The sequence below is a fragment of the Bacillus sp. WC2503 genome, assembly GCF_052682895.1.
Genome location: NZ_JBQYMD010000001.1, coordinates 4,202,401 through 4,215,239, shown reverse-complemented (window position 1 = coordinate 4,215,239; position 12,839 = coordinate 4,202,401). Strand labels below are relative to the sequence as shown.

Annotated in this window: 15 protein-coding genes; 9 read left to right on the top strand and 6 right to left on the bottom strand. The window is 35.7% G+C overall.

From position 1 onward, the window contains the following. Nucleotides 1–3: 3 nt before the first annotated feature. Nucleotides 4–327, bottom strand: a complete 324-nt coding sequence (locus ACUN26_RS21855) for a MazG nucleotide pyrophosphohydrolase domain-containing protein (RefSeq protein ID WP_000355745.1) — start codon at nt 325–327, stop codon at nt 4–6. A 73-nt stretch (nt 328–400) separates the two neighbouring features. On the opposite strand from ACUN26_RS21855, the gene ACUN26_RS21850 reads away from it, so the two are divergent. Then, nucleotides 401–979: an LOG family protein gene (locus ACUN26_RS21850; RefSeq protein WP_001225748.1), complete on the top strand. Its 579-nt coding sequence runs from the start codon at nt 401–403 to the stop codon at nt 977–979. Between the two features lie 119 nt (nt 980–1,098). Continuing rightward, nucleotides 1,099–1,380 (top strand): hypothetical protein, encoded by a 282-nt coding sequence (locus ACUN26_RS21845; RefSeq protein WP_000390904.1) that lies wholly within the window; start codon nt 1,099–1,101, stop codon nt 1,378–1,380. Between the two features lie 16 nt (nt 1,381–1,396). Here ACUN26_RS21845 and ACUN26_RS21840 read toward each other — a convergent pair whose 3' ends face one another. The 3 genes from ACUN26_RS21840 to ACUN26_RS21830 all read right to left on the bottom strand — a co-directional run bounded on the left by ACUN26_RS21840 (nt 1,397) and on the right by ACUN26_RS21830 (nt 4,111). Next, on the bottom strand, nt 1,397–1,594 hold the full coding sequence (locus tag ACUN26_RS21840) for a hypothetical protein (RefSeq protein ID WP_000656329.1): 198 nt from the start codon (nt 1,592–1,594) through the stop codon (nt 1,397–1,399). A 473-nt stretch (nt 1,595–2,067) separates the two neighbouring features. Continuing rightward, nucleotides 2,068–2,508: a Dps family protein gene (locus tag ACUN26_RS21835; RefSeq protein WP_001041895.1), complete on the bottom strand. Its 441-nt coding sequence runs from the start codon at nt 2,506–2,508 to the stop codon at nt 2,068–2,070. Between the two features lie 169 nt (nt 2,509–2,677). After that, nucleotides 2,678–4,111: an alanine/glycine:cation symporter family protein gene (locus tag ACUN26_RS21830; RefSeq protein ID WP_000227598.1), complete on the bottom strand. Its 1,434-nt coding sequence runs from the start codon at nt 4,109–4,111 to the stop codon at nt 2,678–2,680. A 408-nt stretch (nt 4,112–4,519) separates the two neighbouring features. Between ACUN26_RS21830 and ACUN26_RS21825 the strand changes: the two genes are divergently transcribed. The 7 genes from ACUN26_RS21825 (at nt 4,520) to nprB (ending at nt 10,536) form a co-directional block, all read left to right on the top strand. Continuing rightward, nucleotides 4,520–5,017 carry a cation:proton antiporter regulatory subunit gene (locus ACUN26_RS21825; RefSeq protein ID WP_001026079.1) on the top strand — a complete coding sequence of 166 codons (498 nt, stop codon included), beginning with the start codon at nt 4,520–4,522 and terminating at the stop codon, nt 5,015–5,017. Continuing rightward, nucleotides 5,018–6,217 (top strand): cation:proton antiporter, encoded by a 1,200-nt coding sequence (locus ACUN26_RS21820; RefSeq protein ID WP_000380223.1) that lies wholly within the window; start codon nt 5,018–5,020, stop codon nt 6,215–6,217. A 79-nt stretch (nt 6,218–6,296) separates the two neighbouring features. Beyond that, on the top strand, nt 6,297–6,890 hold the full coding sequence (locus ACUN26_RS21815; protein WP_000900210.1) for a DedA family protein: 594 nt from the start codon (nt 6,297–6,299) through the stop codon (nt 6,888–6,890). 134 nt (nt 6,891–7,024) lie between these two features. Next, nucleotides 7,025–7,459 carry a DUF3920 family protein gene (locus tag ACUN26_RS21810; RefSeq protein ID WP_000422813.1) on the top strand — a complete coding sequence of 145 codons (435 nt, stop codon included), beginning with the start codon at nt 7,025–7,027 and terminating at the stop codon, nt 7,457–7,459. 111 nt (nt 7,460–7,570) lie between these two features. Next, a complete protein-coding gene (locus ACUN26_RS21805) occupies nt 7,571–7,981 on the top strand; it encodes a MarR family winged helix-turn-helix transcriptional regulator (protein ID WP_000845485.1) in 411 nt (136 codons plus the stop codon). Between the two features lie 51 nt (nt 7,982–8,032). Further along, a complete protein-coding gene (locus ACUN26_RS21800; protein WP_000488949.1) occupies nt 8,033–8,728 on the top strand; it encodes a pirin family protein in 696 nt (231 codons plus the stop codon). A 158-nt stretch (nt 8,729–8,886) separates the two neighbouring features. After that, complete coding sequence (nprB, locus tag ACUN26_RS21795; protein WP_033657331.1) at nt 8,887–10,536, top strand: neutral protease NprB; 1,650 nt, start codon at nt 8,887–8,889, stop codon at nt 10,534–10,536. An 88-nt stretch (nt 10,537–10,624) separates the two neighbouring features. On the opposite strand, the gene ACUN26_RS21790 is transcribed toward nprB, so the two are convergent. Together ACUN26_RS21790 and ACUN26_RS21785 are read right to left on the bottom strand one after the other, a co-directional pair. After that, nucleotides 10,625–10,942 carry a metal-sulfur cluster assembly factor gene (locus tag ACUN26_RS21790; RefSeq protein WP_000082520.1) on the bottom strand — a complete coding sequence of 106 codons (318 nt, stop codon included), beginning with the start codon at nt 10,940–10,942 and terminating at the stop codon, nt 10,625–10,627. Nucleotides 10,943–11,058: 116 nt separating this feature from the next. After that, nucleotides 11,059–12,750 carry a methyl-accepting chemotaxis protein gene (locus tag ACUN26_RS21785; RefSeq protein ID WP_445540886.1) on the bottom strand — a complete coding sequence of 564 codons (1,692 nt, stop codon included), beginning with the start codon at nt 12,748–12,750 and terminating at the stop codon, nt 11,059–11,061. Nucleotides 12,751–12,839 lie beyond the last annotated feature (89 nt).

The following is a 12,839-nucleotide window of genomic DNA, read 5'->3' as shown; positions in this document are numbered from 1 at the left end:
TTCTCATTTGAGTGCTTCGAACCTTTTCGAAAGCTTTGTGACGTGTGCGTCCATAATGTCTTGTAAATCCAAATCATATTTTTGCGAAAGAATAATAAGGTTAGATAGTACATCACCAAGTTCTTCTTTTAGTTCTTGTTTTAGCTCTTCTTCTGTTTTCGCATCTTCATCAGGACGATCGCGGCCGATTTCAATAGCGCGAACAACTCGTGAAACTTCTCCAACTTCTTCAGTTAAGAAATTTAAGCGAATAAAGGCATTATACTGTGACCAGCTTCGTTTTTCGTAAAATTCCTCAACCCATCTTTGAAATGCAACGATATCCATTTCTTCCTCATCTCCTCAATATGTTGTACAATGTCAATTGTATCATAACAATATATAGTTTCGGGGTGTAGGAATGAGAAAGATTTGTGTGTTTGCAGGTTCCAATTTAGGGGAGAGACCAGAGTTTAAAGAGCAGGCAATCCAGTTAGGAAAAATGTTTGTTGAGAACGACTATGAGCTCGTATACGGTGGTTCATGCGTTGGATTAATGGGAGAAGTAGCAAACGAAGTTCTTCGTTTAGGCGGACGTGTAACAGGTGTTATGCCGCGTGGTCTATTTCGAGGAGAAATCGTACATACAGGATTAACAGAATTAATTGAGGTAGAAACGATGCATGAGCGCAAGGCGAAAATGGCAGAGCTTGCGGATGCTTTCATTGCATTACCAGGCGGATATGGAACGTTTGAAGAGCTCTTTGAAGTAGTATGTTGGTCACAAATTGGTATACATAATAAGCCGGTTGGTTTATTGAACATAAAAGACTTTTACGGACCAATTTTGCAAATGGTTGAACGGGCAGCAGAAGAAGGCTTTATGAATCCATCGAATAAAGAGTTAATTGTTTCCGCTGAGACGGCAGATAAACTAATTCATGAAATCCAAAATTACGAGCGTCCTGTCTTGGGGACGAAGTGGAAGCAATTATCATAGTACGTTTTTATAGCGATTTATAGAAACACATGTCTTTTTTATCGTAAAAAGACATGTGTTTCTAATTTAGTTAAATATATTAATGTTAGAATATATAGTTTTTCGGAAAGGAGGAATAGATGGAGGAGTTTGTGTATTTACGTCCTGTTTTTAAAAGTATTTTAGCAGCGTCTATTCTTGTTATGCTAATTGTTTTAAGACAGAAGAAAGAGCTGATTAATGAGTTTTCGCTTTGGTTTATTTCGATATTGTGTGTTGGTGTTTCAGCGATAACATTGTTTATGTCTGGATTTATCATTGATGAATATAGTCTAGGTGGAGATGGACAATCGTTTTCTATGTTTATTGCGATTGGTTGTATCAGTGGTTTGAATTTTGTTATTTATTATAGACGGAAATAAAAGAAGGCATTCCATATTACTTTGGAATGCCTTTATCATTTTGATTACTTTGTTTTTTATACAGGTACCAGCCACCCCAGCCGCCACCAATTGCTACGACAACGAGGAAAGCATAGTCTTTCACCTCGACACGTATATTGAAAATATTAGCTATAAGTAAGACGATTCCAACTGTTATTAACGCAAAAAATGCTCTAATTAAGTAGTCTTTCAACTGAACCACTCCCGCCATTTAAGTAGTAAATGATGAATTTGGAAAAGCTTTTTGGATCTATTTTACTAAAAGGTGTTTCCTATATTTTAACATAGATGAGATTGTAATATATTGATAAAAGTAGGGCGAGGGGTGTGTTAATATTGTCGTGATTTGTCGATAAATTGATATCCTTTGTCGAATCGTTGATATATTGCTTGTAATGATCGATATAATGAAAAAATCGTTGATATATTGCGAGTTATGATCGATATATTTGAAAAATCGTTGATATAATTTCGTGTACCGTTAAATGCAACCATTACATAAAAAAAGCGACTCTGAACGAGTCGCTTCCGCTTTTACATAATATCCAGCTCCGGTAGCTAGAATGTTCGGTGGCTTCGCTTTTTCCTGCGAGGCAAAGAGCGCCTCTACGTTAAAAGCTCCATCCCCCTCACATTCTGAGCAAGCTACCTCCGCTTTAAAATCTATTATTGATTCAAGAACGCACGTAGCATCCAAGCGTGTTTTTCTAGTTCTGTGTAGATGCCTAGTAGTAGGTCAGATGTCATTTCATCGTCAGAGTCTTGAGCGATTTCCATGCCTTTTTTCAGTTCGACTAGCATCATTTCGTAGTCTTTCATGATTGCCTCGACCATCCCTTCTGCAGTTTCTCCGTAAGCTGCTTCTTGAATAGAAGATAGTTCTAAGTATTCTTTCATTGTTGCTACTGGTTTGCCGCCAATTGCTAAAATGCGTTCTGCAATTTCATCGATGTGAGTAGCTGATTCTGTGTAAAGTTCTTCGAATTTCTCGTGTAATGTGAAGAATTGAGGTCCTTTTACGTACCAATGGAAGTTGTGTAATTTTGTAAATAAAACGCTCCAGTCTGCTACTTGTTTGTTTAATACTTCGATTACTTGTTTGTTCATTATGATCAATCTCCTTTTGAGTTGTTATGTTATATCAATTACTAATTTATAATTATTATAATCTAGTAATTTGTATAAATCAACCCTTTTGCTGGAATTAATTTGAACAAATTATGAACTGTTGTAAATAAAAGGCCCTATTACGGTGAAGTAATAGGGCCTTTGTTTGTTAAACAGCCTTTTGTTTTTCTTCTACATCCTGCCCATCCCAACACTCTGTATTCTTTAAGCCAGGGATAGAACTTGCAAGGAAGACAGGATCTTTACCTTGTTTCTTTTGCTTAATGTAGTCTACTAATGCTGCATAGGCAAATTTGCTAAGGAATGAGATGGCAATTAAGTTTGTGAATACCATTAGTCCCATGAATAAATCAGCTAAACTCCAAACAGTTTGAAGGGCAGCGATTGATCCGAAGAACACCATTCCGACAACTGCAACGCGATAAATCATTAACCATGTTTTGCTTTCTTTAATGAATGCGATATTTGTTTCACCATAATAGTAGTTTCCTAGTAAGGAGCTGAAAGCGAAGAGGAAAATAATAATCGCTAAGAAAGTGCTTGCCCACGGTCCAATTTGTGAACTTAATGCTTGCTGTGTTAATTCAATACCTTCTAAATTTGATCCTTTGTAAAGTCCAGAACATAATACGATAAACGCTGTTGATGTACATACTAAGAATGTATCTACGAAAACACCTAATGCTTGAACAAGTCCTTGTTTTACAGGATGAGATACATCAGATGTTGCTGCTGCATTAGGAGAGCTCCCCATACCTGCTTCTGTCGCGAATAAACCGCGTTGGATTCCGAACTTGATAGCTGCTCCAATACCACCAGCGATGGCTTGGTCTAAACCGAATGCACCGTTAAAGATTTCCATGAAAATGCTTGGTAACATATTGAAGTTGTTAATCACGACAAAAATAGCCACACCAATATAAACAATTGCCATTGGGGGAACAATCATTTCTGTAATGCGTGAAATGCTCTTAATACCGCCGAAAATAATAACTGCAACTAGTAAAGCTAGTATAGCTCCTACGATCGTTCGCTCTAATCCGAAAGCATTTTCAAACGCTATTGTTACTGTATTTGCTTGTACTGAATTGAAAATTAATCCGTACGCAACTGTAATAAGAAGTGAAAACCAGACACCCATCCAGCGTTTGTTTAACCCTTTTTCCATGTAATATGCTGGGCCACCACGGAACCTGCGTCCATCTTTTACTTTATAAATTTGCGCGAGCGTACATTCTACAAAACTAGTAGCTGCTCCGAGAATCGCGATAAACCACATCCAAAATATTGCACCAGGTCCTCCCATTGAAATTGCTAATGCTACACCAGCTAAGTTCCCGATACCAATGCGAGCGGCTGCACTTAAGCAAAATGCTTGGAATGGAGAGATGCTATCTTTCTTTTTTTCTTTTCGATTAAATCCTTTACTAATTAAACTGACCATCTCACTGAAATGAGTAATTTGGACAAATTTTAATTTGAAAGAGAAATAAAGACCGAAGCCGATTAGCATTGCAATAAGAATATATGACCATAAAATATTATTCGTTACTTCAAGGAATCTGCTAAAGATATCAACCATATAATACACTTCCTTTTTTCTGTAATAAGAAAATTATATGCAAAAAATATACTAGAATCAATTTTTCTAAAAATGATGTTACTTAAATGCGTTTTATGTTATGATTATGTTACATCGTAATATTTTTAGAATTATTTACATTTTAAAAAACTAAATGTAAAGCGAGAAAGTGGGGATAATTTGAAAGAAGAAACTTTATTGAAAGTAAGCCTTGAGAGTTTAAAAATGAGAAGCAATGTATTTTTTATCGTTACATCTTCAAGTATTTTTCTAGGGGCCACTTATTATTACAATAAAAGATTTCCAAATCATAAGTATCCGGAGTGGTTAGAATTTCTAAAATTGGTTGGATGAACAAAAGACTGAAAAACAGAAAATTCAAATAAAATTGTTGAGGAGGAGCTAAATATGAATATTAGAGAAAGTGAACTTCCAGGTATTGGGTATAAATTTCAAATCGTTACGAAAGGTAACGAAAAAATGGTGATTGTGATTCATGATGACGGACGTAGAGAAATGTATCATTTTGATTCAGATCATGAAGAAAGTATTTCTAGTATTTCATTACGTGACTCAGAAGCAAGACAAGTTGCAGCAATATTAGGTGGAATGGTATATAAGCCTAGGGCATTAGAAAATGTTGAGATGGTCTTTGAAGGTTTAGCGATTGAGTGGTTTAAAGTGGAGAATGCAGCTCCAGCAATCGGAAAAACAATTGGTGATCTTGAAATAAGAAAAACGTATAGCGTAACGATAATTGCAGTTATGAAAAAGAATATGAAAAAGCTATTTAATCCAGGACCAGAAACAGTAATTGAAGAAGGCGATATGCTAGTAGTTTCAGGTGAGAGAGAAGAAATTAAAAAAATTATTAATGAGTTACTTTCGAATAGGGGGACTGACTAGATGGATACTTTAATTTTTGAAGTTGGTACAGCTTTAGTTCTAGTGGCAATTGCAGCAGTAATCGCTGGAAAGTTTAAGTTCTCAGTAATTCCTTTTCTAATTGTTCTTGGCATGTTAGTAGGGCCGCACGCGCCGACAATAGGTGTAATCGATCTCAAATTTATTGAAAGTGCAAGTGTAATATCCTTCCTTGGAAGAATTGGCGTTCTGTTCCTTCTCTTCTATCTAGGGCTAGAATTTTCGATGAAGAAACTAATTAAATCCGGACGTTCTATTGCGATTGGTGGAACAATCTATATTCTAATTAACTTTTCACTTGGATTATTATACGGGTTTATCATGGGATTCCCATTACTAGAAATTTTAATTATTGCGGGTATTATTACGATTTCTTCTAGTGCCATCGTTGCGAAAGTATTAGTGGATTTAAGAAGAACTGGTAATAATGAAACCGAACTAATTTTAGGAATTATTATGTTTGAAGATATATTCCTTGCTGTATATTTATCAGTCGTTTCTGGTTTAGTACTTGGGGATCATGCTTCCTTCTTAGGTGCTCTTACTTCAATTGGAATTGCTTTAGGATATATGCTTCTATTCTTTATTGTGGCTAGAAAAGCAACGCCGTTATTAAATAAATTGCTCAATATTAGTTCAGATGAAATCTTTATTATTGTAGTATTTGCTTCGTTATTCTTCATCGCTGGTTTTTCAGAAACAATTCACGTTGCAGAAGCAATCGGAGCACTTCTTTTAGGATTAGTTTTCTCTGAGACAGAGCATAGTGATCGAATTGAACATCTTGTTGTTCCATTTAGAGACTTTTTCGGAGCAATTTTCTTCTTCAGCTTCGGGTTAAGTATCGATCCGTTCTCGTTAGGCGGAGCAATATGGTTAACGCTAGGTGCGGTACTTCTTACGATAATCGGTAACTTTGTAGCAGGGATGATTGCAGGAAGACAAGCTGGATTATCTCATAAAGCTTCTACAAATATTGGATTAACAATCGTTTCAAGGGGAGAATTCTCCATCATTATGGCTAATATCGGTATCGCAGGTGGTTTAATGTCAGTGTTAAAACCATTCTCAGCACTATACGTGCTTATACTATCCATCTTAGGTCCACTTCTGACAAAAGAGTCAAAGAATGTATATAAATTTTTAAATAAAATCTTTAAGTGGGATACGAAGACTAACTAAATTTTAAAAGTAAAAGTACAAGATACTTACTGCTTGTACTTTTATTTTTGGTAACGAAAACAGTAAAGAGAGGTAAATGATGTTAGGAGAGTTGATTCATTCAGTTTTAGTTTTTCTAGAAGGACTTGGTTATTGGGGAATTATGCTTGGATTGATGTTAGAAGTTATTCCGAGTGAAATCGTATTGTCTTATGCAGGTTATTTAGTATCAACAGGAAGCATTACATTTTGGGGAGCTGTTGCGTTCGGGACAATTGGCGGTGTAATCGCACAACTATTTATTTATTGGATTGGTCGATACGGAGGAAGACCTGTTCTTGAGCGATATGGAAAATATATTTTAATTCAGAAAAAGCATATTGATTATGCAGAAGATTGGTTTAATCGTTACGGAACTGGCGTTATCTTTACGGCACGTTTTATTCCTGTTGTGCGTCATGCTATTTCCATACCAGCGGGTATTGCGAAAATGTCACATGCTAAGTTTATTACGCTAACTACATTAGCTGTTATTCCATGGTCAATTGTGTTTGTATATTTAGGATTTAAATTAGGTTCAGAGTGGGAAAGCATTAATAAAGTAGCTGGGCCATATGTGAAATATTTTGCACTTGCTGCTATTGTTTGCGCAATTGGTTATTTTGTACTAAAAAAAATTATGAAAAAAAAGTAATTATGGAAAAGAACCTATACTAATATAGGTTCTTTTTATTGTCATTTTTCAAAGGGGGAAAGAGTATGTTTAATATTTACCATATTGTGGCATACATATAGAAAAAGAGAGCTTGGAAAGGGGAATAAAAAGAAATGGAACTCCAGTTTCAAAATGTATATCAACAGGTGGAGAATTGGTATGTGTTGGATTCGGAGCTTCCTTGGGATGTCAAAAGGATTAGAGAGGATTTATTTTCTCTTATTGAAGTATGTAAAACGCCAGTTATTTTTTGTGATACGTGTGATGCAAATCATGTACTTCTATCATTAGGGGAAGAGGAAGAGGAGTTTTTATTCCCCGTAGGTGGTTTTTATCATAAAGAAAAACAATTAATCTTCGTTTGTATGTGGGATGAGTATGAGCAAGTGCTTAAAACACTACTGCATGAATTTCGCCATGCGATGCAGCATAAGAGAGAAGTATTGTATGTTGGAAGTAAATCGTATGAAGAGAGATGGATTGAGAAAGATGCGAAGAAGTTCGCGGAGAGGAAATTAGATGAATATAAAAATAGAAAATTGATGTAAGCATAGTGGAGAAATAGCGCTATGCTTCCTTTGTTACTTACTAAAAATAAGTAATTGACTTCTATAAAGTTTAGTTCTAAACTAATAGTATGAAACGAGCGAGGTGATGAAATGAAAACAGAAGATAGATTAGGACTACTATTATGGTTTCGTTTATCACGTTTTTATAACAAGAGTATTCGTGAGACGAATCAGCATTTGAAAAAATGGAATGTATCTGCCGCTCAGTTTGATGTACTAGCTCAAGTTGGAGGACATAATCGTTTAACGCAGCAAGAGCTTGGGAAGAAGCTATTTGTTACGAAAGGAAATGTCACGCAGCTTTTAAATAAAATGGAGCAGCTGGACTGGATTGGGCGTGAACAAGAAGGTACTACGAAATATATTTCGTTAACAGAAACGGGAAGAGCTTTATATGAGGAGATCGTCCCGCCCCAGGAAACGTTCCAAGCGGAGCAGTTTCATAAATTAAATATAGAAGAACAAAATCAATTATTAAAATTACTAAAAAAATTACAGTAAGAAACAATTTTAAAGTAAATCTTGAATTCGAGATAATATGAGGTGAAGGATATGTTTAGAAAAGTTGATCATAAAAATATGGGTAGAGCAAATCACGGTTGGTTAAATACACATTTTCATTTTTCCTTTGCTAATTATTACAATCCAAATAATATGAGTTTTGGAGCGTTACGTGTTATTAACGATGATTTAGTAGCGGCACAAACTGGGTTTGATATGCATCCGCACCGCGATATGGAAATCATTTCTTACGTTGTAGATGGTGCCTTAACACATGAAGATAGCATGGGGAATAGAGGAACAATTGAGCGTGGACATGTTCAATATATGAGTGCTGGTACTGGTGTATTTCATAGTGAACATAATTTAGGAAATGAAACATTGCGTTTATTACAAATTTGGATTTTACCAGACCGTGCTGATCATAAACCAAACTATGGTGAGTTTAAATTTGATTGGAGTAAACGTGAAAATGAGTGGTTCCATATGGTTTCCCCAGTGGACGGTGATGCGCCAATTCAAATTCACCAAGACGCGAATTTATATTCTTTATCGTTAGAGGCAGGAAAAGAAATTCATTTTCCTGTGAAAGAAGGCCGTCAATTGTACCTTGTACAAATTGAAGGAAGTAGTGTGATAAATGGTGAGATACTTGTTATGCGCGATGCGGCAGAAGCAGTAGAAGAAGATATTCATATTCAAGCGAAAGAGCAATCACACTATTTAGCAATTGAGCTAAAAAAATAACAAAATGTTTATAAAAAAGAGGACACCTGATAGGGTGTCCTCTTTTTGTGTGGAATTATCTGAAAAATGTTTCTCAAATTTTTGGAAGAGGTATCGGGTTAAAAATTCAGAATTTTATAAAAGTGTCAAAAATCTTTATGGGAATGGGGAATGTTATAGTGAAAAAGCAAGTCATTTCATCAGCATTAGCGTTAACTGTTATCGCCGGGGGATTTGGAACGTTTGGAGCAACGACAACGAAAGCAGAAGAACAAAAAATTCAATATCATCAAGAATTTAAAACACCTGCATACATAGGTGAAGAATGGAAAGCACCGGAAGGACTAGATAAAAAAGAGACGGTCTTTCAATATTTAGAGAGTAAAAAAGATATGTTTAAACTAGCAGGAAATATTGAAACACATTTTAATGTCGTTGGGGAAGAAAAAGATGCTGAATCTGGTACGACACATGTGAAGTTAGTTGAGAAACATAATAACATTCCTGTGTATGGTTCAGACCAAACTGTTACACTAGATAAAGAGAATAATGTAAAAGCATTCTTCGGACAAGTTATTCCGAATTTAGAGGATAAAAATATTCCTACCTTTGCAAGTATTAGTGCAGAACAAGCAGAAACAATTGCAAAGGCAGATATTGAAAAAGAAGTTGGTAAAGTAAAGAATTATGATGGTGTGAAAAAAGATTTATTTGTGTATGAAAAAGATGGAAACTACTATCTTGCATACTTAGTTAAGGCATCGATTTCAAAACCAGCTCCAGGCTATTGGCATTACTTTGTTGATGCAACAAATGGAAATGTGATTGAGAAATATAATGCTGTAGATAACATTACAGGATTTGGTTACGGAGTATTAGGTGCTAGACAATCATTTGAAATTGCTCAAAATGAGAAGACAGGAGCATTCCATTTATTTGATGGTAAGCGTGGACAAGGTGTTCATACGTTTGATGCAGAGAATATGGATGAAAACTGGTTTAACATATTCTCACAATGGTTTGGATATACAGGTGTCGAAGTAGAAAGTAAAAATAAGTTCTTTGATGACAAAGCAGCGGTTGATGCGCATGTAAATGCAGGGAAAGTATACGATTACTACAAAAAGACATTTAACCGTAACTCTTTCGATGATAAAGGCGCGAAGCTGATCTCCTCTGTTCACGTAGGAGAAAGCTGGAATAACGCAGCTTGGAACGGTATCCAAATGATGTATGGTGATGGAGATGGCAAGACATTTATTCCATTATCTGCTGGCCTAGATGTTATCGGGCACGAATTAACACATGCTGTAACTGAGCATACAGCAAACCTTGTTTATAAAAATGAATCAGGTGCGTTAAATGAATCGTTATCTGATATTATGGGTGTCATGGTTGAGAAGAAGAGCTGGGATTTAGGTGCTGATATTTATACACCTGGTAAACCTGGTGATGCGCTTCGTTCTCTGAAAGATCCAGCATCTATTCCAAACCCATTAAAACCAGGTGAAGGTTACCCAGATCATTACAATAAACGCTATACTGGAACAGCTGATAATGGCGGCGTTCATATTAACAGTAGTATTAACAATAAAGCTGCGTACTTAGTATCTGACGGTGGCACGCATTACGGCGTGAAAGTAACTGGAGTGGGCCGTGAAGCGACAGAAAAAATTTACTACCGTGCTCTTACTAAATATTTAACTGCAAACTCTGACTTTAAAATGATGCGTCAAGCAGCACTTCAGTCAGCAGAAGATTTATATGGTAAAAACTCTAAAGAGTTACAAGCTGTAACGAAAGCTTATGATGCAGTAGGCGTTAAATAATAAGAGAAAAAGACCTGACTATGACGTCAGGTCTTTCTTTATCCAGCAAGCACTGGATTGGTGTAGGTTGATTAAAGTTTCACTTTATTTAGTCACGAATACCTAATGCGATTTTCGCCATACGTGACATACGTTCTTTCGACCATGGTGGATTCCAAACGACATTTACTTCTATTTCGTTTACTTCAGGTACGTTCGTTGATAGTACTTTTTTAACGTCTGATACGATTTGACCAGCCATTGGGCAGCCGATAGAAGTCATCGTCATTGTAATGATAGCATTATTATTTTCATCCGCTGTAACGTCATAAACTAATCCAAGATTGATAATATCAACACCTAGTTCAGGATCAATAACAGCTTCTAAGTTTGCATATAATTTTTCTTCAAATGCTTGTTGTGACATGTGTAGCACCCCCTACAGATTAATGATATCGATTCTCATTATAACGGATATATGTATAATGTGCAGGGAATGAGCTCAAAAAAATATTCCTCTTGAAAGAGGAATATTTTTTTGAGCTATTCAGTTTTAAAATGAGATACGAGTTGATCTAATTCTTCAACCGTTTGTTTCATTTGTCTTGCAGTTACTTTCATTTCATTCATAACAATAACTTTCTGCTCAGCAGATTGTGCCGTTGCGGCTGTTTCACTAGATACTTCATTTGAAATAGAAGCGATGTTATTAAGTGAAGCGTTCATTTCTTCAGCGCTTGCAGCCATTTCTTCAGCAGTTGCTGATATGTCTTGCATTTGAGTTGATACTTTATTTACTTGTTCAACAATTGTTGTGAAAGAAGTACCAGCCTCACGAACGACAGTAATGCCTTCAAATGCTTCAGAACGACCTTTAGACATCATAGAACTAGCTGTTTCTGTATCATTTTGAATTTGATTTAGTAATTGGTTAATATCTGTTGCAGCAGTTTTAGATTGTTCCGCAAGTTTACGAACTTCATCAGCTACGACAGCAAATCCTTTTCCTTGCTCACCAGCACGAGCTGCTTCAATAGAAGCGTTTAAAGCAAGTAAGTTTGTTTGCTCAGCGATATTAGAAATAGATTGTACAGCCGTATCAATATATTTCGTATGGGTGATTAGACGTTCGACTACTTCTGATGTAGCATTTACAGCTTCATGTATCGTTGTCATTTGTGAAACAGATTTTTGGATAACAGTACTTCCATCGTTAGCATGTTCAGATGTAGCTACAGCAAGTTCGGCTACAGATGAAGCAGATTCAGCGATGCGTTGAACGCTTATTGCCATATCATCCATCGCAGTTGAGCTTTCTTCCATACTAGAAGTTTGCGATTGAATACTTGAATTTAAGTTGGACATCGAGCTTTGAACTCGTATTGTTGCCTCGCGTGATGTATTAGTCTTTTCTAGCATATTTTCAGAAGCTGTTTGTACTTCTACAGATGTTTTTTGAACACGATTAATGATATGTTGCAGGTTTTCTAACATTTTATTAAACGATGATGCAATTGCACCGATTTCATCATTGCTATTTACTTGTAGACGGGCTGTTAAGTCGCCTTCTTGAGAGGCTAATTCTTTTAGCTTAATATCAATTTGTTGAATTGGTTTTACAAGCTTACCAGAGAACCACCATGCAAGAATAATTGCAGTTACAATACAAATAACAAGTGATAAGAAGACAACATATTCAATTCGTAGTGAAGATTGATCGATTTTTTCAATAGATTGTTCGCGTAATTTAGCTTGTTCATTACTGTAATTTGTGAAATCACCAATTACTTTATAAACAGTACCATTTTCTGTAGAAGCTACTTGTAAAGCTTCTTCCCATTTTTGTTCTTTTGCAAGAGTGAATACTTTCTCTTCAATGAACTTTCTCCAAGTGGATCCTAATTCCATTGTGCTTTTCACGGACTGAGAAGTGTTAGGGTTAGAAAGAAGTTGCCCTTTTGTATCTTCAAGACGTTTACTCATCTCATTAAACTTGTCTAATTCGACTTGATCATGTTGTAGCAAATAACCTCTTAAAGCAGAAAGTTGTACTTGATAAGCGTCTCCGCGCTCTTTCAATTCTGTTGCAAGAGGAGAAATTTCTTTTTGTAATGTTTCAGCTTTATGAGACTGATCCATGGTAAAGAATAAAATAAAAGCTAAGGCAATGCCGAATAAAGCACAAATCGTTCCCATCATGAACATTAGTTTTTTTCTGATACCTATAAAATTCATATGATAAAAAGCCTCCTTTTTAAAATCTTAGTATTAGAATTAATTAATGTAAAAAATTGAAAGAAAGCTTTATTCCAGTAGGAATAAAG